Origin of the sequence: Kribbella speibonae (assembly GCF_004331375.1) — a bacterium.
GTDB lineage: Bacteria > Actinomycetota > Actinomycetes > Propionibacteriales > Kribbellaceae > Kribbella > Kribbella sindirgiensis.
This window is the reverse complement of record NZ_SJKC01000003.1, coordinates 157,852-178,755: the sequence shown is the minus strand read 5'-3', so window position 1 is coordinate 178,755 and position 20,904 is coordinate 157,852. Positions and strand designations below refer to the sequence as shown.

20 protein-coding genes are annotated in these 20,904 nt (G+C 68.9%); 8 read left to right on the top strand and 12 right to left on the bottom strand.

Annotated features, from left to right (window positions below; translation table 11 throughout):
• Positions 1-41: 41 nt before the first annotated feature.
• On the top strand, positions 42-353 hold the full coding sequence (locus E0H92_RS22150; protein ID WP_131460373.1) for a cupin domain-containing protein: 312 nt from the start codon (positions 42-44) through the stop codon (positions 351-353).
• Here the strand turns inward: E0H92_RS22150 and E0H92_RS22145 are convergent, their stop codons facing one another.
• Complete coding sequence (locus tag E0H92_RS22145) at positions 354-1,295, bottom strand: SMP-30/gluconolactonase/LRE family protein (protein WP_131460374.1); 942 nt, start codon at positions 1,293-1,295, stop codon at positions 354-356.
• An 85-nt stretch (positions 1,296-1,380) separates the two neighbouring features.
• A complete protein-coding gene (locus E0H92_RS22140) occupies positions 1,381-2,361 on the bottom strand; it encodes a pirin family protein (protein ID WP_131285981.1) in 981 nt (326 codons plus the stop codon).
• Positions 2,362-2,622: 261 nt separating this feature from the next.
• Here E0H92_RS22140 and E0H92_RS22135 point away from each other — a divergent pair, with 261 nt between their 5' ends.
• The 4 genes from E0H92_RS22135 (at position 2,623) to E0H92_RS22120 (ending at position 6,498) form a co-directional block, all read left to right on the top strand.
• Positions 2,623-4,539: a glycosyltransferase family 39 protein gene (locus E0H92_RS22135; RefSeq protein WP_238173621.1), complete on the top strand. Its 1,917-nt coding sequence runs from the start codon at positions 2,623-2,625 to the stop codon at positions 4,537-4,539.
• Between the two features lie 272 nt (positions 4,540-4,811).
• Positions 4,812-5,669: a bifunctional methylenetetrahydrofolate dehydrogenase/methenyltetrahydrofolate cyclohydrolase gene (locus E0H92_RS22130; RefSeq protein WP_131460376.1), complete on the top strand. Its 858-nt coding sequence runs from the start codon at positions 4,812-4,814 to the stop codon at positions 5,667-5,669.
• Between the two features lie 82 nt (positions 5,670-5,751).
• Entirely contained in the window at positions 5,752-5,985 is a 234-nt protein-coding gene (locus tag E0H92_RS22125) for a DUF3017 domain-containing protein (protein WP_238152530.1), read from the top strand.
• A gap of 48 nt (positions 5,986-6,033) precedes the next feature.
• The gene (locus E0H92_RS22120; RefSeq protein WP_131497603.1) at positions 6,034-6,498 is read left to right on the top strand and encodes a GNAT family N-acetyltransferase; all 465 of its coding nucleotides are present in this window, start codon (positions 6,034-6,036) and stop codon (positions 6,496-6,498) included.
• A 36-nt stretch (positions 6,499-6,534) separates the two neighbouring features.
• Here E0H92_RS22120 and purH read toward each other — a convergent pair whose 3' ends face one another.
• From purH to E0H92_RS22105, 3 genes are read right to left on the bottom strand one after another with little or no spacing between them, the layout of a single operon-like run.
• Positions 6,535-8,094, bottom strand: coding sequence for a bifunctional phosphoribosylaminoimidazolecarboxamide formyltransferase/IMP cyclohydrolase (gene purH, locus E0H92_RS22115; RefSeq protein WP_131497602.1), 1,560 nt, complete (start codon positions 8,092-8,094; stop codon positions 6,535-6,537).
• A complete protein-coding gene (gene purN / locus E0H92_RS22110; protein ID WP_131460380.1) occupies positions 8,091-8,708 on the bottom strand; it encodes a phosphoribosylglycinamide formyltransferase in 618 nt (205 codons plus the stop codon). Before purN ends, purH begins: the two co-directional genes overlap by 4 nt.
• A 10-nt stretch (positions 8,709-8,718) precedes the next feature.
• Entirely contained in the window at positions 8,719-9,969 is a 1,251-nt protein-coding gene (locus E0H92_RS22105; protein ID WP_131497601.1) for a cell division protein PerM, read from the bottom strand.
• 175 nt (positions 9,970-10,144) lie between these two features.
• Between E0H92_RS22105 and E0H92_RS22100 the strand changes: the two genes are divergently transcribed.
• Positions 10,145-11,476: a hypothetical protein gene (locus E0H92_RS22100; protein ID WP_131497600.1), complete on the top strand. Its 1,332-nt coding sequence runs from the start codon at positions 10,145-10,147 to the stop codon at positions 11,474-11,476.
• 48 nt (positions 11,477-11,524) lie between these two features.
• Here the strand turns inward: E0H92_RS22100 and sucD are convergent, their stop codons facing one another.
• Both sucD and sucC read right to left on the bottom strand, forming a co-directional pair.
• The gene (gene sucD, locus E0H92_RS22095; RefSeq protein WP_131460383.1) at positions 11,525-12,415 is read right to left on the bottom strand and encodes a succinate--CoA ligase subunit alpha; all 891 of its coding nucleotides are present in this window, start codon (positions 12,413-12,415) and stop codon (positions 11,525-11,527) included.
• Between the two features lie 14 nt (positions 12,416-12,429).
• A complete protein-coding gene (gene sucC, locus E0H92_RS22090) occupies positions 12,430-13,602 on the bottom strand; it encodes an ADP-forming succinate--CoA ligase subunit beta (RefSeq protein WP_131460384.1) in 1,173 nt (390 codons plus the stop codon).
• A gap of 128 nt (positions 13,603-13,730) precedes the next feature.
• Here sucC and E0H92_RS22085 point away from each other — a divergent pair, with 128 nt between their 5' ends.
• Positions 13,731-15,368: a glycoside hydrolase family 13 protein gene (locus E0H92_RS22085; protein ID WP_131497599.1), complete on the top strand. Its 1,638-nt coding sequence runs from the start codon at positions 13,731-13,733 to the stop codon at positions 15,366-15,368.
• A 48-nt stretch (positions 15,369-15,416) separates the two neighbouring features.
• Here the strand turns inward: E0H92_RS22085 and E0H92_RS22080 are convergent, their stop codons facing one another.
• The 5 genes from E0H92_RS22080 to E0H92_RS22060 all read right to left on the bottom strand — a co-directional run bounded on the left by E0H92_RS22080 (position 15,417) and on the right by E0H92_RS22060 (position 19,678).
• Positions 15,417-15,569 carry a hypothetical protein gene (locus tag E0H92_RS22080; RefSeq protein WP_202873766.1) on the bottom strand — a complete coding sequence of 51 codons (153 nt, stop codon included), beginning with the start codon at positions 15,567-15,569 and terminating at the stop codon, positions 15,417-15,419.
• The gene (locus tag E0H92_RS22075) at positions 15,566-16,444 is read right to left on the bottom strand and encodes a carbohydrate ABC transporter permease (RefSeq protein ID WP_131460386.1); all 879 of its coding nucleotides are present in this window, start codon (positions 16,442-16,444) and stop codon (positions 15,566-15,568) included. Before E0H92_RS22075 ends, E0H92_RS22080 begins: the two co-directional genes overlap by 4 nt.
• Entirely contained in the window at positions 16,444-17,499 is a 1,056-nt protein-coding gene (locus tag E0H92_RS22070) for a carbohydrate ABC transporter permease (protein WP_131460387.1), read from the bottom strand. The genes E0H92_RS22075 and E0H92_RS22070 overlap by 1 nt, the downstream gene beginning before the upstream one ends.
• Before the next feature lie 96 nt (positions 17,500-17,595).
• Positions 17,596-18,918 carry an ABC transporter substrate-binding protein gene (locus E0H92_RS22065; protein ID WP_131460388.1) on the bottom strand — a complete coding sequence of 441 codons (1,323 nt, stop codon included), beginning with the start codon at positions 18,916-18,918 and terminating at the stop codon, positions 17,596-17,598.
• 340 nt (positions 18,919-19,258) lie between these two features.
• Positions 19,259-19,678 (bottom strand): coenzyme B12-dependent isobutyryl CoA mutase small subunit, encoded by a 420-nt coding sequence (locus E0H92_RS22060; protein WP_131285995.1) that lies wholly within the window; start codon positions 19,676-19,678, stop codon positions 19,259-19,261.
• A gap of 134 nt (positions 19,679-19,812) precedes the next feature.
• On the opposite strand from E0H92_RS22060, the gene E0H92_RS22055 reads away from it, so the two are divergent.
• The gene (locus E0H92_RS22055; protein WP_131497598.1) at positions 19,813-20,667 is read left to right on the top strand and encodes an esterase/lipase family protein; all 855 of its coding nucleotides are present in this window, start codon (positions 19,813-19,815) and stop codon (positions 20,665-20,667) included.
• Positions 20,668-20,904 lie beyond the last annotated feature (237 nt).

The following is a 20,904-nucleotide window of genomic DNA, read 5'->3' as shown; positions in this document are numbered from 1 at the left end:
GACACTGGGACAACGGTGTGGACGGCGCGAGGATCGGATCCATGGAGAACTACGAGTGGGCGTCGGTCGACGACGCACCGGTCCGCGACCTGTTTCCGGGTATCAGATTGCGGCCGCTGTGGTCCGGGACGGTCGCCAAGGCGTTCGTCCTGCAGATGGAGCCCGGGTCACGCTGGGAAGGGATCGACGTCCACGATCCCGGTCCGGAGGAGGTCTTCGTCGTCGACGGCGTGTTCAACGACGGAGACCGCGACTACCCGGCCGGATCGTTCATCCACGCCCCGGCCGGGTCGTCCCACGTTCCGCAGTCCGCCAAGGGCTGCACGCTGTTCCTGTTCTACCCCGAGGGCTGATCAGGGCTTGTCGACCTGCACCACGTCGAAGTCCGTGCCGGCCGGCGCACCAGGTCCGAACGGTGGCGGGAAGCCGAGGTCGAAGCGGCCGTTGACCAGCGCCAGCCGGTGGCCGTCCTCGGCGACGGTGGTCGGCACCCTGAACAGCGAACTGGTGACAGCGGCAACGATCTCGCCGCTGGTCAGCCCCGCGCCGAGCTCGACCTTGACGAGGCGGTTGGCGAAGTTCTCCACCACCCACAGGGTCTTGCCGTCGAGCAGGATGCCGTCCGGCGTACCAGGTGTGATCGTGCCGCCGGTGATCGTGATCGCCCGGCTGGCGCCGGTCCTTGGATCGACCAGGTACATCGTCGCGCGCGACGAGTGCCCGACGATCAGGTGCTTGCCGTCCCGGGTGGCGTCGATGCCGTTCCAGTTCGGGAAGTCCCCCATCACGGCCGCCGGACCGCTGTACGGGATGGTCTGCGGTGCGCCGATGCGGCCGCCGGGCCCGATCGGGACCTTGTAGAACACCGGGCTGAACGTGTCGGTGAAGTACGCGGCGTCGTTGGTGACGACGACATCGTTGATCAACGAGCTGGGCGCCGAAGTGAGCACCAGATCGGCGACCGTCGAGCCGTCGCGGGTGCTGTAGACGTAGGCGTGACCGGTGGCCCCGCCCGCGACCCAGAGCCGCTGCGCAGCTCGCTCGACCTTCATCCCGACCGCTGTCCGGCCGGGCGGCGCGTCGACGAAGATCGCGCCCTCGCCGGTCCGCAGGCTGCCGCGGAAGATGTCACCGCTGCGCAGCGAGCCGGCGTAGAAGGTGCTCTGCGGGCCGGTGGCGATACCCTCCGGCTGGAAGTCCACCGGCAACGGAATCGTCGCCGGGAACGGTGCGGCCGCGGCGACCGTCAGTGCTACCGCGGACACGATCAGCGCAAGTTTCCGCAAGTACGACATGATGCCCCCTGCAACTTCCCCGAATCCCCTTGCTGCGAAGGTAGATCCGGGGGTTGCCGGTGTCCAGGGCGGGAACTACTCCGGACTACTCGGTACTGCGGAGTTCGGTCGGGGCGCCGTGGACGGCGGGGATGCTGCCGAGCTTGCCGGCCTGGAAGTCCTCGAACGCCTGGATGACCTCGGCGCGGGTGTTCATCACGAACGGCCCGGCCATCGCGACCGGTTCCCGGATCGGGCGGCCGCCGATCACCAGTACGTCGAGGTTCGGCTCGGCCTGCGGCTGCGACGTACTCGCCGCCGTCCGGATCGTGTCGCCGGGACCGAAGACGGCCAGCTGCCCCTTGCGGATCGGGCGCCGCTCGGAGCCGACAGTGCCCTGACCAGCCAGCACGTAGACGAGTGCGTTGTAGTCCGGCTGCCACGGGAGGACCATCTCCGCGCCGGGGCTGACCGTCGCGTGCACCAACGTGATCGGGGTGTGGGTCGAACCGGGCCCGTTGTGCCCGTCGACCGAGCCGGCGATCACGCGGATCAGCGAACCGCCGTCCGGCGTGGAGAGCAGCGCCGAGTCGCCGCCGCGGATGTCCTGGTAGCGCGGCGGGGCCCACTTGAGCGCCTTCGGCAGGTTCACCCAGAGCTGGATGCCGTGGAACAGGCCGCCGCTCACCACGAGGTGCTCCGGCGGGGTCTCGATGTGCAGCAGGCCGCTGCCCGCGGTCATCCACTGGGTGTCACCGTTGGAGATCACGCCGCCACCGCCGTTGGAGTCCTGGTGCTCCATGATCCCGTCGAGCATGTACGTCACGGTCTCGAAGCCGCGGTGCGGGTGCCACGGCGTACCCTTCGGCTCGCCCGGCGCGTACTCCACCTCGCCCATCTGGTCCATGTGGATGAACGGGTCCAGGTCCCGGAGGTCGACGCCCGCGAAGGCACGCCGTACCGGAAAGCCCTCGCCCTCGTACCCGCTCGGCGCCGAGGTCACCGACTTCACCGAACGCTCGTTCACCGAATCCTGCGCACTGACGCGGGGCAGAACGGTGATGTCACTGACGGTCACGGCGGGCATGATGTGCTCCTCGCTGATTGGTAGTTCAAGAATAAACTATCTTCCGGAACCAGGGCAAGAGCCCGCGCATTCCCGGCTCACAGCGAGCTCCCAGCCGACGCCCAGGGAGGCCGAAGACCCACTTGTCATCGTCACCAGTGGAAGCCGTACGCCGAACTGGAGACGATCATGACGACGCTGCTCGACCGACCCGCTCGCACTCTTGAACCACCGGCCGCGGATCCTCCGCCAGGTCCGCCGCCAGGGAGGCTCCGGCGGTTGGTGCGAGGGCCGGCCGGGCAGGCGGCGTACGTTCGGCCGGCGGCGCTGGCGATGCTGGCCGGTACGGCGTTGCTGTACCTGTGGAATCTGACCGCCTCGGGGTACGGGAACAGTTTCTACGCCGCCGCGGAGCTGGCCGGGACGCAGAGCTGGAAGGCGTGGCTGTTCGGGTCGCTCGACGCGGGGAACGCGATCACGGTCGACAAGCCGCCGGGCGCGCTGTGGGTGGCGACCGCGTTCGCGCGGCTGTTCGGGTTCAGCAGCTTCACAGTGCTGGCGCCGCAGGCGTTCATGGGGATCGCAGCGGTCGGACTGTTGTACCTGACCGTGAAGCGCGTGGCCGGTCCGGCCGCGGGGCTGATCGCGGGTAGTGCGCTGGCGTTGACGCCGGTCGCCGTACTGATGTTCCGGTTCAACAACCCGGACGCGTTGCTCGTGCTGCTGATGGTGACCGCGGCGTACTTCGTCGTACGGTCACTGGAGAAGGCGTCGGCGCGATGGCTGGCGCTGGCCGGCGTGGCGATCGGGTTCGCGTTCCTGACCAAGATGGGGCAGGCGCTGCTGGTCCTGCCGGCGTTCACGCTGGTGTACCTGATTGCGGCGCCGACGTCGTTGCGCCGGCGGCTGCTGCATCTGGTCGGCGCGCTGGGTGCGTTGATCGTGAGTGCCGGTTGGTACGTCGCGCTCGTCGAGCTGTGGCCCGCGTCGAGCCGTCCTTATATCGGTGGGTCGACCAACAACTCGCTGCTCGAGCTTGCGCTTGGCTACAACGGGCTCGGGCGGCTGCTGGGTGGTTCGGGCAACGGTGGCGGTGGTGGTGGGAGCACGAACACCGGGTTCGGCGGGAGCACCGGGATCACCCGGATGTTCGGATCCGCCTTCGGCACCGAGATCTCCTGGTTGTTGCCTGCGGCATTGATCGCGCTGGTCGGCGGGCTGTGGCTGACACGTCGCGCGCCGCGAACCGACCTGTTCCGGGCCGGGCTCGTGCTGTGGGGCGGTTGGCTGCTCGTGACCGCGGGCGTCTTCAGCTTCATGAGCGGCACGATCCACCCGTACTACGCGGTCGCGCTCGCCCCGGCCATCGGCGGTCTGGTTGGGATGGGTGTTGTGATCGCCTGGAAGCAGCGGGCGGCGCTGGCGGCGCGGATCACATTGGCCGCGATGGTCCTGGCGACGGGCGTTTGGGATTACGTGCTGCTGGGCCGTACGTCGGACTTCCTGCCTTGGGCGAAGTACGTCGTACTCGCGGCCGGTGTTCTCGCGGGGCTTCTGGTGCTGGTCGGTCAGCGGGTGCGGCGGGTGCTGCCTGCGGTTGTTCTGGCGGTGGTGGTTTCGCTCGGGCTCGGAAGCACGGCGTACGCGGCGGCTACGGCGGCGCAGACGCACAACGGGTCGATCCCGACATCGGGGCCGAGCAGCAGCGCGATGGGTGGGGGCGGCGGCGGTACCCGCGGGGCGGGTGGCCCCGGCGGCTCGGGCGCTCCGACCGGCACACCCCCGAACGGAGCAAACGGATCGACGAGCTCGAGTTCCAGCAGTTCGACCAGCTCGGCGGATGGTGGGGGTGGGATGGGTGGGGATGCCTCGGCCAGTAGTGAGCTGACGGCTCTGCTGTCGAACACCACCACGACCTGGGCGGCCGCCACCAGCGGTTCGCAGTCGGCGGCCTCGCTCGAGCTCGCCACGGGGAAGTCCGTCATCGCCATCGGCGGCTTCAGCGGCACCGACGACGCACCGACCCTCGCCCAGTTCAAGCAATGGGTAGCCGAAGGCAAGATCTCGTACTACATCTCCGGCGGCCAAGGCGGCGGACGCGACGGCTCCTCCGCCGCCAGCGAGATCCAGTCCTGGGTCGAATCCAACTACACGGCAACCACGGTCGGCAGCACCACCGTCTACAAGCTGGTGAGCTGACCCCCAGCCCATCACAATCACCCCCTCGGCCGGGCGGCCCGCGTGGCCGCCCGGCCGACCTTCATATGTGATGGCCTGGCGATCCGAACCCCCACCACTCACCAACCCACACCAACCCGCCTCACCCGGCCAGCCGGCCCGCTCGTGAGCGGCGCACGCGACCCGGTTGGTGAGTGGTGGCCGTCCGGGCAGGGCACCGGGGCGGTGCCGGGGAGGGTGCTCGGGCGGTGCGGGTGGGGCGCACGGGGTGGTGCGTGGCAGACTCTGGGGTCGTGACGGCGCAGATTCTGGATGGCAAGGCGACGGCGGCGGCGATCAAGGACGAGTTGAAGGTCCGGGTCGCGAAACTCGCCGAGCAGGGCGTGGTGCCCGGGCTCGGCACGATCCTGGTGGGTGACGACCCGGGCAGCCGGGCGTACGTGGCGGGCAAGCACCGCGACTGCGCGGCGGTCGGGATCTCCTCGATCCAGGTCGAGCTGCCGGACACCGCGGCCCAGGACGAGATCGCCGCGCAGGTACAGGCGCTCAACGACAACCCGGACTGCACCGGCTTCATCGTCCAGCTCCCGCTCCCAAAGCACGTCGACACGAACACGATCCTCGGCCTGATCGACCCCGCCAAGGACGCCGACGGCCTGCACCCGGTCAGCCTCGGCAAGCTCGTCCTGGGCCAGGACGGCCCGCTGCCGTGCACCCCGAAGGGCTGCGTGGAGATCCTCCGGCGGTACGACGTACCGATCGCCGGCGCGCACGTGGTCGTCGTCGGCCGCGGCGTGACCGCGGGTCGGCCGATGGGGCTGCTGTTCACCCGGCGCAGCGAGAACGCGACCGTGACGCAGTGCCACACCGGCACGAAGGACCTCGCCGCCGTCGTACGGACCGGCGACATCGTGATCGCCGCCGCGGGTTCGGCCGGCCTGATCACGGCGGACATGGTGAAGCCCGGAGCGGTCCTGCTCGACGTCGGCACCAGCCGGAGCGCCGAGGGCAAGATCGTCGGCGACATCGAGCCCGCGGCCCGCGAGCACGCCGCCTGGATCGCCCCGATGCCCGGCGGCATCGGCCCGATGACCCGCGCCATGCTCCTCACCAACGTCGTAGAAGCCGCCGAATCGAGCCTCCCCCAGTGACCCCCGGCGGTACGGCGTACGGGGTCGAGTTGGGTGTGGCGTGCTGATGGCGGGTGAGGCCCAGCGTCGGAGTCAATGGCCGTTGGGGTTGACGCTTCTGGTCGCGCTGGTCGGCCTGGTCGTGCTCTGGTTCTACAACTGGCGCAACGGCGTACTCGTCTTCGCGGGCGCCGCGGCCCTCGCCGCCCTCCTCCGAGCCACCCTCTCCGACACAGCCGCAGGCCTCCTCCACGTCCGCAACCGCATGTTCGACACCGCTTTCCTGACCCTCACCGCCGCCGCGATCGCCGTACTGGGCCTGATCATCCCGAACTGACCGGATAACAGGCTGCGGCTGGCGCTTGCCGGCGGCATACTCGGGCAGATGGTCACCATCCGCCCCGCCGACCGCGACGACGGTCCAGCCGTTGCCAAGATCTACGTCGAGGGATGGAATGCCGGGTTCGGCGAGTTGATGCCGGTCGCCGTACTGGACGACGCGCGGATCGCACGCTGGTCCGACGAGCTTGCCGACGGCAACTGGTGGGTCGCCGAGGTTGGCGGCGAGATCGCGGGCCTGGTCGGCATCGGCCCGAGCCGCGATCCGATCGACCCTGAGCTGGGCGAACTCGACACAATCACCGTCGCCCCGCCGTACTGGCGCCAAGGTATCGGCAGCGCCCTCATGCAGAAGGCCCTCGAAGAACTGGCGGCCCGCTACGACGAAGCAATCCTCTGGACCCTCGCCAACTACCCCCGAGCCCAGAACTTCTACACCAAGACCGGCTGGACCCTCACCGACACAACCCGCGACAACGGCCACCAAGTCTCGTACCGGCGCACCTTCTGACCTCCGATGCAGGTCAGAAGGTGCGTGGGTTGGTAGTTAGTGGAAGAAGTGGCGGGTTCCGGTGAAGTACATGGTGATGCCGGCTTTGGTGGCTGCTTCGATGGCTGCTTCGTCTCGGATGGAGCCGCCGGGCTGGACCACTGCTTTGACGCCACCTTCGATGAGGACCTCTAGGCCGTCGGGGAAGGGGAAGAAAGCGTCGGAGGCGGCGACGGAGCCCACAGCACGCTCGCCCGCGCGGGAGACGGCGAGGCGGCAGGAGTCGACGCGGTTGACCTGGCCCATGCCGACGCCGACGGAGGCGCCGTTGGAGGCGAGCAGGATCGCGTTGGACTTGACCGCGCGGCAGGCCTTCCAGGCGAAGGCCAGGTTGGCGAGCACCTCGTCAGAAGCAGGAGAACCAGCGGCGAGTGTCCATGCGGACGGGTCGTCGCCGGCGGCCTGGAAGCGGTCGCGGTGCTGCAGCAGCAGGCCGCCGCTGATCGCGCGCAGCTCGACGGTCTCGTCGGCAGACACCTCGGGCGCGACGAGCAGCCGGATGTTCTTCTTCGCCTGCAGGATCTCGACGGCGCCGTCCTCGAAGCCGGGCGCCACCAGCACCTCGGTGAAGATCTCCGCGACCTGCTTGGCGAGGTCGACGGTGACCGGGCGGTTCGTTGCGATCACACCGCCGTACGCCGAGACCGGGTCGCACTCGTGCGCGCGCCGGTGGGCTTCCGCGATGTCCTTGCCGACGGCGATCCCGCACGGGTTGGCGTGCTTGATGATCGCGACCGCCGGCTCGCTGAAGTCATAGGCGGTACGCCGGGCCGCGTCGGCGTCGACGTAGTTGTTGTACGACATCTCCTTGCCGTGCAGCTGCTCCGCCGCGGCCAGCCCGCCGCGCCCGTTCAGGTACAGGGCGGCCGGCTGATGCGGGTTCTCGCCGTACCGCAGCACAGCGGACTTCTCCCATGAAGCGCCAACCCACGCGGGGAAACCGGAGCCCTCCGACGAGTCGGTGAGCACGCTGCCCATCCAGGACGCGACCGCGATGTCGTACTCGGCCGTGTGCACGAAGGCCGCCGCAGCCAGCCGGGCCCGATCCTCCAAGGAAAAGCCACCCTCGCCGAGAGCGGCGAGAAGCGCGGGGTACTGCGCAGCAGACGTGACCACCGCGACGTTCGCGTGGTTCTTCGCGGCGCCGCGCACCATCGACGGACCGCCGATGTCAATCTGCTCGATGCACTCGTCGACCGATGCGCCGGACGCGACCGTCTCGGTGAACGGGTACAGGTTGCTGACCAGCAGGTCGAACGGCTCGACCCGCATCTCCTGCAACTGCTCGACATGGTCGGACTTGCGCAGGTCGGCGAGCAGACCGGCGTGCACGAGCGGGTGCAGCGTCTTGACCCGTCCGTCCAGGCACTCCGGGAACCCGGTCAGTTCCTCGACCTTGGTCACCGGAACCCCGGCCGCCGCGATCCGCGCCGCGGTCGAACCGGTCGACACCAGCTGAACACCGGCGGCGTGCAGCGCGGAAGCGAGTTCCTCCAGACCGGTCTTGTCGTACACGCTGATCAGCGCGCGGCGGATCGGCCTGCGGTCGGTGCTCACTTCAGTCGAACCTTTCGTCCAGTGATAGTCCAGCCCTCCCGGACCAGGCGGCCGACCCATTCCACCAACTGGCGGCGTTCGACGTCCTTGATCCGTTCGGTCAGGTCTTCTACGGTGTCGTCGTCCAGCACGGGTACGACGACCTGCGCGATGATCGGCCCGGTGTCGACGCCGCCGTCCACGAAGAACAGCGTCGCCCCGGCGACCTTCACGCCGTACTCCAGCGCGTCCCGGGGACCGTGGATCCCGGGGAACGCGGGCAGCAGCGCGTTGTGGGTGTTGATGTAGCGGTCGCCGAAGGACTCGAGGAAATCGTCCCCGACCAGCTTCAGGAACCCGGCCGAGACCACCAGGTCGGGCTGGTAAGAAGCGACCGAGGAGGTCAGCGCCCGGTCCCAGTCGGCACGCTCGGCGAAGGACTTCACCTTGTGCACGAACGTCGGCACGCCGGCGGCCGCGGCCCGGGCCAGGCCGGCGATCCCGTCGCGGTCGGCGCCGACGGCGACGACCTGAGCGCCGTACGCCGGGTCGGCGCACGCGTCCAGCAAGGCCTGCAGGTTCGACCCCGACCCCGAGATGAGCACGACGAGGCGCGCGGAGTCAGAAGCAGTCACGGCCGGAAGCCTATCGCCCGCTGTCAGGATCCCCGTCAGCCGGTCGCCGCGCCGAGACGACCGCGGCCGTGATCGCCGCCCCGATCGCCATCCCGGCCGCCAGTACGCCGGCCGCCGGCAACGCCGCCGGAACTCCGACCGCGGACATCCGCCCGGGCCCGGCCGATCCGCCCGACAGCGCCAGCAGCGCGAACACGATCACGCCCGCGACGAGCGCCGCCATCGCACCGCGCAGCGCGAACGCGTCCCACCCGAGCGCGTCGGCGTCCCGCTCCGCGAGCCCTCGCCGTACGACGACCAGCCCCGCGACCGCACCGGCGACCAGCGGCACCACGGCCGTCAGCACCAGCAGGTACGACGGGGTCGCGCCGTCGGCAGGTACCGCCGCCAGGAGCGGGAGCGCGGGCAGGTTCCCCACGTCCACGCCGGTCGGCGCGATCGTCGTACCGGTCCCGAGCTGGAATCCGGGTCCGGCGAGGAACGCGACGACGTACAGCACCATGTTGGGCACGAGCATCAGACAGATCGCGAACAGTACGACCGACCCGATCACGCCGGCGTTCAGCAGTTCGAGCATCCCGGTGATCCGGGAGAAGTGGATCGCGAGCAGTACGCCGTACAGCAGCGAGGCGATCGCGATCACGGTCAGGACGGCGGCCAGCGCGGCGGGTACGGCGTCCCGCAGACCAGCCGGTGTGGCGTCGGCGAGGTCCTCCGCCGCTCCGGACTCGACCGCGATCCCCGCGAGCCCGGCCACCAGCGCCAGCGAGAACGCACCCAGGAACGCGGCCAGCGGCGACACCTTGAGCGGGCCCTCCGCCGTGAACAACGCCACGACGAGCCCGCCGAGGCCGTAGACGAGCGCGAACGCCCCGGCCAGCGAGATCAGGTCACGGGTCCGGTCGGCCGCGCTGGACCGGGCCGCGGACTTGCCGCCGCGGTACAGGCACCAGACGAAGAACAGTGTCAGGCCGAGCGGCGCGATGCTGATCCGGCCGGTGCCGATCGTCACTCCCGCCTTGTGCGCGATCAGCCAGGCCGAGGCACCGGCCCGGACCGCGCCGGAGGCGCCGCCGAACGTCGCGCCCAGCCAGCCGATCACGGCGACCGCGGCACAGGTGAGCAGACCCGTCAGGAGGCACGCTCCGGCGGAGATCACGGCCGACACGACCAACGGCTTGGTCTGGGCGGCGATCTCCGACGTCTGCGCAGCGCTCGATTCGCCGTCCCGCGCGCCCGGGCGGCTCAGCATGTCGGTCATCTGACTCCCATCGTCTCCCCGCGCACGGACGCCACTCGTCCTGACACGCCGGATGTGGGAGACTTCAGCCCGCCTGCTCACGCTCAGTTCACACCTGTTCGCCTGTTGGTAGCTGAGTGGGAGCTGCGTGGGTTCACCCGGTACTGTCGGGTGGAATCAGTCAGGAGGACGAGCTTTGGCCGGTTCCCACCGTGCATCACGCGGCGGCGGTCGCGCCGCTGCCCGGGAGGCGCGTCGCCAGAAGGCGCGCAAGCGGAACCAGACGATCGCAGCAGGGGTCGCGGTCGTGGTGCTGGTCGGCGGCGGCGGCGTCGCCGCGCTGAACGCGTTCGGCGGCGACAAGGAGCCCGGCGCGAAGGCCGGCAACGGCCCGTCGGACGACAAGCCGTCCAATTCCGAGGTACTGGCCGACGACAAGGCGCTGCTGGACGCCGCGGGCGCGAAGACGCTCGGCGCGACCGGCACCTGGGCGGTCACCAAGACCGCGGACGGCGACTCGGCCCCGGACAACGCGTTCGCCTGCCAGTCGCAGCGGTTCGCCGACCCGTCCGGCCTGCGGACCTGGGTCCGCACCCTGCAGAACTCGGCCACCAAGGACACGGCCGTCCAGTACGTCGACGTGTCGAACGACAAGGCCACCGCCGCGAAGACCTACGCCACGGTCGTCCACTGGCTCAGCCAGTGCACGACGCCGCAGACCCGGTTGTCGGCCGGTTACGTGACCACCGGCGTCGGCGAGCGCGGCGTGATCGCCGTCTTCGGGCAGGTCCCCGGCGCGAAGACGAAGTACCGGACCGTCGCGGTCACGCTGGCCGGGCAGGCCACCATGGTCGTCGAGCACGACACGATCGCCGCGACGCCGCCCCGGCCGGACCTGGTGCTGGCCACCGCGAGCGCGGCGGCGAAGAAGATCTGCGCCCAGACCGGCGGTTGCGCGACCAGCGCCCCGGTCGCGAAACCGGCCCTGCTGCCGAACACCGACACCCCGGGCTTCATGGCCTCGGTGGACCTGCCGCTGCTGGACGAGATCGACAAGCCGTGGGTGAGCGCCCCCGCGACGAGCAACGACGGCACCGGCTGCGAGAAGCTCGGCCTCAAGAAGGCGAAGGCGACGAAGTACGGCACGGTCACGTATGTGACGCCGGAGGCGAAGGTGCCGACCGAGTTCGGGCTCGACGACACCGTGATCAGGTTCGCCACCTCGGCCGCGGCCGCGAGTTACGTCAGCCAGATCAAGAAGAACGTCGACGCCTGCGAGAAGAACGTCTCGAACGCCAAGGTCGACTCGACCGGCACGGTCAAGACCAACACCCTCACCGGCAAGAGCTGGAAGGCGACGTACGACACCGGTGACGGGAAGAAGTTCGTCTACCGGATCGGGATCGCGTCGTCGGGGAACCGGGCGGTCTACGTATTGTTCCCGGTCCTCAAGGAGCTGGATCTCACCGACGCGGCGTTCAACGAGACGCTGACCCGCGCGGCCGACCGCTCCGCCACCTACAAATAGCAGCGGGACCCACCCCGAAGGGGCAGGTCCCGCTGTTACGCCTGGCTGTTACTTGTTCAGGCCCTGCATGATCTCGCGCATCAGGTTGGCGGTCTCGGTCGGCGTCTTGCCCACCTTCACGCCGACGGCCTCGAGGGCCTCCTGCTTCGCGGCCGCGGTGCCGGACGAGCCGGAGACGATGGCGCCGGCGTGGCCCATCGTCTTGCCCTCCGGGGCGGTGAAGCCCGCGACGTACCCGACGACGGGCTTGGTCACGTTCTCCTTGATGAACGCGGCCGCACGCTCCTCGGCGTCGCCACCGATCTCACCGATCATCACGATCGCGTCGGTGTCCGGGTCGTCCTGGAACGCCTGCAGCGCGTCGATGTGCGTGGTCCCGATGATCGGGTCGCCGCCGATCCCGATCGCGGTCGAGAACCCGAAGTCCCGCAGCTCGTACATCATCTGGTAGGTCAGCGTGCCGGACTTCGACACCAGACCGATCCGGCCCTGGCCCGCGATGTCGGCGGGAATGATGCCCGCGTTCGACGACCCCGGGGTGATGATGCCGGGGCAGTTCGGGCCGATGATCCGGGTCTTGCCGGACGCCTGCGCGGCGGCGAAGAACGCGGCGGTGTCGTGCACCGGCACGCCCTCGGTGATCACCACGACCAGCGGCACCTCGGCCTCGACGGCCTCCAGTACGGCGTCCTTGGTGAACTTCGGCGGGACGAAGATGACCGACACGTTCGCGCCGGTCTCCTTGACCGCGTCGGCGACGGTGCCGAACACCGGCACCGCCTTGCCGTCGAAGTCCTGGCTCTGGCCCGCCTTGCGCGGGTTCACGCCGCCGACGATGTTGGTGCCCGAGGCGAGCATCCGGGTGGTGTGCTTGGTGCCCTCGGAGCCGGTCATGCCCTGGACGATGACCTTGCTGTCCTTGGTCAGGAAGATAGACATTGTTCGGCGATCCCTTACTTCGCAGCCAGCTCGGCGGCGCGCTTGGCGGCGCCGTCCATCGTGTCGACCCGCTCCAGACCGGCGAGACCCGCCTCGTCGAGGATCCGGCGGCCCTCCTCGGCGTTGTTGCCGTCCAGCCGGACGACCAGCGGCTTGGTGACGGCCTCGCCGCGGCTCGACAGCAGCTCGAACGCCTGCACGATGCCGTTCGCGACCGCGTCACAGGCGGTGATACCGCCGAAGACGTTCACGAACACGCTCTCCACCTGCGGGTCGGAGATGATGATCTCCAGCCCGTTCGCCATCACCTCGGCGGACGCGCCGCCGCCGATGTCGAGGAAGTTGGCGGGCTTCTGGCCGCCGAACTCCTCACCGGCGTACGCGACCACGTCGAGGGTGCTCATGACGAGCCCAGCGCCGTTGCCGATGATGCCGACCGAACCGTCGAGCTTCACGTAGTTCAGGCCCTTGGCCTTGGCCGCCGCCTCCAGCGGGTCGGCCGCCGAGACGTCCTCGAACTCGGCGTGCTCCGGGTGCCGGAAGTCCGCGTTCTCGTCCAGCGTGACCTTGCCGTCCAGCGCCTCGACGTTGCCGTCCTCGAGCTTGACCAGCGGGTTCACCTCGACCAGCGAGGCGTCCTCGGCGATGAACACGTCGTACAGCTTGACGATCTCCGGTACGACGGCGTCGATCACGTCGGCCGGGTACTTCGCGGCGACCGCGATCTCGCGCGCCTTCGCCTCGTCCACACCGGTGGCCGGATCGATCGAGATCTGCGCGACCGCGTCCGGATTCGTGTGCGCGACCTCCTCGATCTCCATGCCGCCGGCGGCGGAGGCGATGCAGAGGTAGTTGCGGTTGGCGCGGTCGATCAGGAACGAGAAGTAGTACTCCTCGCCGATCGCCGCGGCCGGGACGATGTTCAGGATCTTGACGACGTGACCCTTGATGTCCAGCCCGAGGATCTCGCGGGCCTTCTCCTCGGCCTCGTCCGGGGTCGAGGCCAGCTTGACGCCGCCGGCCTTGCCGCGGCCGCCGGTCTTGACCTGGGCCTTCACGACCACCCGGCCGCCGATCTTCTCGGCCGCCGCGCGGGCTTCCTCCGGAGTCGTGACGACCGCACCCACGGTCGTCCGCACTCCGTGCTTGGCGAAGACCGTCTTCGCCTGGAATTCCATCAGATCCACGAGTGTGGTCCCTCTCTCGCCTGTACGGGGCTTCTGACAGTAGCCACCCTCGGGCCGCGAGCAACAGCCGGGGTCCTTCCTGAGACGACTGTCACAGGCTCCGTGCCCGGCATGTCAGGCTGGTTCGCATGACTGTTCCAGGGACCAGACCACTCGAAGACTGGTGGCGCAGCGCCGTCGTCTACCAGGTGTACCCGCGTTCGTTCGCCGACGCCGACGGTGACGGGACCGGCGACGTGAACGGGATCCGCGCCCGGCTGCCGTACCTCGCCGAGCTCGGCGTCGACGCGATCTGGATCAGCCCGTGGTACCCGTCCCCGCTGCTCGACGGCGGGTACGACGTCGCCGACTACCGCGACATCAACCCGGAGTTCGGCACCCTCGCGGACGCGGACGCGCTGATCACCGAGGCGCACGCGCTGGGCCTGCGGATCCTGATCGACCTGGTGCCGAACCACTGCTCCTGGGACCACCCGTGGTTCAAGGCCGCGCTGGCGGCGGGCAAGGGCTCTCCGGAGCGCGACCTGTTCTGGTTCCGCGACTCCGAGGACGGCAAGCCGCCGACCAACTGGCCGGCGGCCTTCGGTGGGCCGGCCTGGCAGCAGATCGACGACGGCCAGTGGTACCTGCACCTGTTCGACATCTCCCAGCCGGACTGGAACTGGGACCACCCGAAGGTGATCGAGGAGTTCGACGCGATCCTGCGGTTCTGGTTCGACCGCGGCGTCGACGGCTTCCGGATCGACGTCGCCGACTCGATGGCGAAGGACCCGGCGCTGCCCGACGTCCCGCTGCACAACGGGGAACCGACGCGGGAGAAGTACGTCGGGAACCCGTTCTACGACCAGCCCGGGGTGCACACCATCCACCAGCGCTGGCGCGCGATCGCCGACGAGTACGCCGATACGCCCCAGGGACCCCGGGTGTTCGTCGCGGAGGCGTGGCTGTCGCCGGCCGAGCGGCTGGCGCAGTACGTGCGGCCGAACGAACTGCACTCGGCGTTCAACTTCGACGCCCTGCGCGCGGCGTGGGACGCGAAGGAACTGCGGGAGGTCATCGACCACACCACCGACAACCTGTGGGCGGTCGGGGCGCCGGCGACATGGGTGCTGAGCAACCACGACACGATCCGGCACCGCACGCGGTACGGCCGCGACCGGAAGGACGCTCTGGAAGGCGCAGGCGTCGTACCGACCGATCTGGAGCTCGGCCTGCGCCGGGCGCGGGCCGCCGCGCTGCTGGAGCTGGCGCTGCCCGGCGGCGCGTACATCTACCAGGGCGACGAGCTCGGGCTGCCCGAGGTCGAGGACCTGCCCGAGGACGTCCTCGACGACCCCACCTGGGAGCGCTCCGGCCATACCGTTCGCGGCCGCGACGGCTGCCGCGTGCCCATCCCGTGGTCCGGCTCCACTCCGCCGTACGGCTTCGGTGCCGGCACCAAGCAGCCGTGGCTTCCGCAGCCGTCCGACTGGGCCGGCCTGACCGCAGAGGCCCAGACCGGAGACCCTGACAGCCACCTCAGCCTCTACAAGGCGGCCCTCAAGATCCGGCGCGAGCACCCGGCCCTCGGCGAAGGCCGTCTGGTCTGGGACACCGACGCCCCGGCCGATGTCCTCTCGTTCACCCGCGAGCCGGGCTTCCGCTGTGTCGTCAACATCAGCGACGCACCAGTCACCCTGCCGCCGCACCAGGATGTCCTGCTGGCCAGCGAGCCGCTGACCGACGGCGTGCTTCCGGTGGACGCCACCGTCTGGCTCGAGGTCTGATTCCACGAGAAAACGGCCGGAGCGTAAGGCTCCGGCCGTTTCTCGTGCCTAGCGGTATCTCTCGCGGTCGCGGCGGTCCCGGTCCTCCTGGTCGCGCCGGTCCCGGTCCTCGCGGTCGCGGCGGTCGCGGTCTTCCCGATCCCGCCGGTCCCGGTCCTCCCGGTCCCGGCGGTCACGTTCGCGCCGGTCCCGCCAGCTCACTTCACGCCACCTGCCGTGAGGCCGGCGACGATACGGCGCTGGAACAGCAGTACGGCGATCACGAGCGGGATCGTGACCACGACACCGGCGGCCATCTGGCTGCCGAACGGTTGGTCACGGCCGGTCGTACCGGTGAACTGCGAGACGATCACGTTCGCCGTCTGGATCGACTTCTTGTTGGTCATGCTCAGCGCGATCAGGAACTCGTTCCAGGCCGCGATGAACGTGATGATCGCCGTGGTGAACACACCGGGCGCCGCCAACGGGATGATGACCTTGCGGAACGCCTGGGCCGGCGTACAGCCGTCCACCATCGCCGCCTGCTCGAGCTCCTGCGGCATCTGCCGGAAGAACGCGGTCAGGTTCCACACCGCCAGCGGCAGTGCGAACGACAGGCTCGGCACGATCATCGCCTGGTAGGTGTTGATCCACTTGATGTCGACGAACAGCTTCAGCAGCGGGACGACGAGCGAGATGCCCGGGAACATCGACGTGGTGATGATGATCGCCAGGACGACGTTCTTGAACTTGAAGTCCAGCCGCGCCAGCGTGTACGCCGCCACCATGCCGATGATCAGCGTCAGGATCGTCACCGACCCGGCCACGATCAGGCTGTTCAGCAGACCCCGGCCGAAGCCGTTGGACCCGGCGAACACGTCCTTGAAGTTCTGGATCGAGAACGGCGCCGGGATGATGTCGTTCGAGAACTGGTCGGACGGCCGGCGGAACGCCGAGACCACCATCCAGTAGAACGGCGCCAGGCAGTACAGCACGATGATCGCGACGCCGAGCAGCGGCGCGTACCGGCGCAACGCGCTGGTCTCGGCCGTCTTGAGCGTGCCGCCACCGGTAGGCGGCGCAGTTGCCGTTGCCATCAGAATCCACCTCCGCCGGACGCCACAGCACCGACCGAGGCGTTGGTCGTGTCCTTGACCGCGTTCTTCTTCTGCCACCGCTTGCCGTTACCGCCACCGGGCTTCTTGGCCCGGGCCTCACCGATCACGTCGGCGCCGAGGATCTTCACGAACAGATAGGCGACCACCGCGACGTACAGGAACAGCACCGTCGCATAAGCGGCCGCCGGCCCGAATCTTGTATTGGAGGCCTCGTCGAACGCCAGCATCGACAGCGTCTCGACCGAGTTCTTGTGCTGGCCGACCAGGACGAACGGCAGGTCGAAGATCCGCAGCGTGTCGAGGATCCGGAACAGCACTGCCACCAGCAGCGCCGGCTTCACCAGCGGCAGCGTGATCCGGGTGAACGTCTTCCAGGCGTTGGCGCCATCCACCTTCGCGGCCTCGTAGACCTCGGCCGGGATGGTCTGCAGCCCGGCCAGGACCAGGAGGCCGATGAACGGTGCGGTCTTCCAGGTGTCCGCGATGACGACCGAGAGCTTGGACTGCCAGCCCTCCGTCGACCAGAGCACCTGCGCGCCGATCAGGGTGTTGGCGACGCCGTCGGCCTGGAAGATCCACTTCCAGAGCAGCGCCGAGATGACGGTCGGGATCGCCCACGGGACCAGGATGCTGGCCCGGACGATGCCCCGGCCCTTGAAGGCCTTGTGCATGATCAGCGCCATCGCGACGCCGAGGACCGTCTCCAGAACCACACACACCACGGTGAAGAACGTGGTGTTGTAGAACGCGTTCCAGAACCGGTCACCGGTCTCGCCGCGGAAGATGTCGAGGTAGTTGTCGAGCCCGACGAACGTCGAACCCTTGACGATGAAGCCGTTCTCGTCGAGCCGCTGACCGCTCTGGAACAGCGATTCACGCAGCGCCGAGATGATCGGGAACAGCACCACGACGCCGAGCACGAGCAGCGTCGGGGAAAGCAGCGTCGCGGCCAGCCGGCCGGTGCCCTCGTCGAACCGCTGCTGCTTCTTCGCTTTGTTGGCCGGTCGTTCCGCGACCGGCGCGCTTGCAGTCACCTGTGCCTCCTTAGTTTCCCGGGCGGACCCGGGCAGGGACTGGCCGGGGCCGGTGCGTGGTCACGTTCTCCCCACACACCGGCCCCGGCACGACGGTCATTGCGTGATGAGCGACTGCAGCTTGGTCTGCAGATCGGCGAGCGCCTTGTCCGGCGCCACCTTCGCGTTCAGGGCGTCGTACGCCGCCGCCTGGATCGCGGCCGTCACGTCGCCGTACTTGACCACCCGCGGCCGCGGCTGCGCGCCGAGGATCGACGCCTTCAGCGGCGCCAGGTACGGGAACTGCTTGGTCAGTGCCGGGTCGTCGTACAGCGACGCCCAGCTCGGCGCCTGCGACGTCTTCTCGATGTTCGCCTTCTGGCGCTCTTCACTCGCCATGAAGTTGATGAAGTCGAGCGCGGTCGCCTTGTTCTTGGCGAACGAGCTGATCGCGTAGTCGTGCCCACCGAGCGACGAGACACCCGGACCGGTCTTACCCGGCAGCGGCGCGACGCCGAACTTGCCGGCCACCTTCGAGGAGCCGTCGGTCTTGTTGGCCAGCGCGTACACGTACGGCCAGTTGCGGTGGAAGAGCAGCTTGCCCTCCTGGAAGGCGCGGCGGCCTTCCTCTTCCTTGTAGGTGATCGCGGCCTTCGGGATGGCGCCGGCCTTGAAGCCGTTCACCAGTTCCTCGAGACCGGCCTTGGCCTCCGGCGTGTTGACGTTCGGCTTGCCGTCCTTGTCGACGATCACGCCGCCGGCCGAGTTGATCGCCTCGGCGAAGTTGACGGTCAGGCCCTCGTACTTCTCGTACTGACCCGCGTAGCAGCTCATCCCCTTGGCCTCGGGCAGCGCGGCCACCTTCTGGCAGGCGGCGAGCATCTCGTCCCAGGTCTTCGGAGCGTCCGCGATCCCGGCCTTGGTCAGCAGGTCCTTGCGGTAGTAGAGCAGGCCGCCGTCGGAGGTCACCGGCACGCCGTACAGCTTGTCGCGGTACTTCGCCGTCTCCACCGTTGCCGGGATCAACTTGCCCAGGTCGGGGACCTTGTCCTCAGGGATCTGCGTGACCCACTGGTTCGCCGCGAACTCCGACGTCCAGACAACGTCCATCGACAGCACGCTGAACGCGTCGGACTGCGCCTGCGCGTTCTGGATCATCTGCTGCCGCTGCGCGTTGGCGTCCTCGGGGAGCTCCTTGAGCTCCACCTTCTCCGTCGGGTGGGACGCGTTCCAGGCGTTGAGCTGGTTCTGCAGGTTTCCGGACGTGTCCTTGCCGCTGGCAAGGGTGATCGGCCCTCTGCCCTCGAGCGCCGGCGCCGCACTGCCCCCGCCGCCACTGCTTCCGTCGTCGCCACTACCACACGCGGTGGCGAGCAGCGCGAAGCTGCTTGCGACGGCAACGAATGCCGTCCTGCGTGCGTGTGATCGTTCAAACCTCATCGTTTACCTGCCCTCTCCCGATGGGACGTATCGCTTGGTCCGGCCCGGTTGATCGCAGACCCCCACCGCACTGCGATCCGCCATGTCCGGACAGTAACCGAGAACGGGGCCGATGTGTTCTGAGCCACACACAGTCCTGCTCGGCGGTCTCTGAAACGGACAGCCGCATGGCTGTATGCGACCGCGTTTGGGAAGCCCGCACAACCGGGCATTTCCTAACGATTCGGTATTACCGATTAGTAACCTTGCTGAATCGGGCAAGAGGGTTCAGAACGACTCCAGGCAGTCGTCATCACGCTCCGGAGCGGATGCGCCACTCCGGAAGCGTCCCGGACAGTTCTCAGGCGGGCGAGGCCGACGCGTCGCCGACGTTGCCGCGGACCCACTCGACGATCTCGGTGGTGGTCGCGCCCGGGGTGAAGATCTTGTGGACGCCGAGCTCGGCCAGCGGCTGCAGGTCGGCGTCCGGGATGATGCCGCCGCCGAACACCACGATGTCCTCGGCCTCCCGCTCGGTCAGCAGCTCACGGACCCGCTTGAACAGCGTCATGTGCGCACCGGACAGCACCGACAGCCCGATCGCGTCGGCGTCCTCGGCGATCGCGGTCTCGACGATCTGCTCCGGGGTCTGGTGCAGCCCGGTGTAGATGACCTCCATGCCGGCGTCCCGCAGGGCACGGGCGACGACCTTGGCGCCACGGTCATGACCGTCCAGACCGGGCTTGGCGACGACAACGCGCAACGGGCTCGTAGCAGACATGTGGGCAGGCTAACCGCTGCCGTTCCTCACGGATAAGACACGGCGGCGTGTGTTCGCCCACACGCCGAACGGGAACCGGTTACCGTTGAAAGTGATCGGACCACCGGGGGGTCTGGTTTGGTGAGGAGGCGCGCATGGGCTCCTGGCAGGACGAGGTCCGCGGCGCACTGGACGGACTCGCGTACGGCGCACGCTCCGCGCTCTCGCCCAGCGTGCTGCACGGCGCGGCGGTCGAGCTCGGCTGGCTGACCACGCACCTGGCGATGTACCCGCTCGGCCTCGTCAGCCGTTCACCGGCGCTTCCCGCGCGGCTCAACCTGACCGGCCTCGGCCCGGTCCAGCGCGGCCTGCTGGTCAGCGACATCCAGGCGGCCGGTACGCCGATCCTGCTCGCGCACGGGATCATCGACAACCACACGGTCTTCGCGATGATGCGCCGGCACCTGGTGCGCCGCGGGTTCAGCAGCATCCACACGTTCTCGTACTCACCGCTGACGCTGGACGTACGCCGTACCGCGGAACGGATGGGCCGGGAGATCGAAGCGATCTGCGAGGCGTCCGGGTCCGACCAGATCCACGTGATCGGGCACAGCCTCGGCGGGCTGATCGCGCGGTACTACATCCAGCGACTCGGCGGCGACGCCCGCGTGCACAGCTGCGTCACGCTGGGAACGCCGCACCAGGGCACGCTCGCGGCGAAGCTGCTGCCCTGGCCGCTGGTGAAGCAGGTGCGGCCGGACAGCGACCTGATGGCGGAGCTGGACGAGCCGGCGCCGGGCTGCCGGACCCGGTTCGTCGCGTTCTACAGCGACGTCGACCAGTTGATCGTGCCGCAGCGCCGGGCCCGGATCCGGCACCCCGATCTGGTGGCGAGTAACGTCCGGGTCCACGGCGTGGGCCACCTGTCCTTGCCGTTCCACGGCGAGGTCGTGCACCGCATCACCGGCGTACTGGCCCACTTGGACGACGAAGAACCCAAAACTGCCTGATCGGGAAGCTTTCTGGGCGATTCAGGCGGATGCACGTGCAGCGGCTCATGCAAAGGTTTCGTGAAGGAGCCGCGGAAAAGTGGGTGGCGGGGTTTGTCACCCTGTGACCCTTCCGTTATGGTCTGTGAGTCCTCCCGGGGAATAAACCCCTCAGGAGGAGGAGAGAGCTTCCCCCTCGCTTTCCCCTTAGCCCCTCCCCTGTGACCGAAAGGCCACGTTGTGTCCCAGCACCGTGCC

Bases quoted from the DNA above. Each gene is read 5' to 3' on its own strand.
- E0H92_RS22150 (WP_131460373.1), top strand. From the start codon at position 42: ATGGAGAACTACGAGTGGGCGTCGGTCGACGACGCACCGGTCCGCGAC.
- E0H92_RS22145 (WP_131460374.1), bottom strand. From the start codon at position 1,295: ATGTCGTACTTGCGGAAACTTGCGCTGATCGTGTCCGCGGTAGCACTG.
- E0H92_RS22140 (WP_131285981.1), bottom strand. From the start codon at position 2,361: ATGCCCGCCGTGACCGTCAGTGACATCACCGTTCTGCCCCGCGTCAGT.
- E0H92_RS22120 (WP_131497603.1), top strand. From the start codon at position 6,034: ATGGTCACCATCCGCCCCGCCGACCGCGACGACGGTCCAGCCGTTGCC.
- E0H92_RS22105 (WP_131497601.1), bottom strand. From the start codon at position 9,969: ATGACCGACATGCTGAGCCGCCCGGGCGCGCGGGACGGCGAATCGAGC.
- sucD (WP_131460383.1), bottom strand. From the start codon at position 12,415: ATGTCTATCTTCCTGACCAAGGACAGCAAGGTCATCGTCCAGGGCATG.
- E0H92_RS22085 (WP_131497599.1), top strand. From the start codon at position 13,731: ATGACTGTTCCAGGGACCAGACCACTCGAAGACTGGTGGCGCAGCGCC.
- E0H92_RS22075 (WP_131460386.1), bottom strand. From the start codon at position 16,444: ATGGCAACGGCAACTGCGCCGCCTACCGGTGGCGGCACGCTCAAGACG.
- E0H92_RS22065 (WP_131460388.1), bottom strand. From the start codon at position 18,918: ATGAGGTTTGAACGATCACACGCACGCAGGACGGCATTCGTTGCCGTC.
- E0H92_RS22060 (WP_131285995.1), bottom strand. From the start codon at position 19,678: ATGTCTGCTACGAGCCCGTTGCGCGTTGTCGTCGCCAAGCCCGGTCTG.
- E0H92_RS22055 (WP_131497598.1), top strand. From the start codon at position 19,813: ATGGGCTCCTGGCAGGACGAGGTCCGCGGCGCACTGGACGGACTCGCG.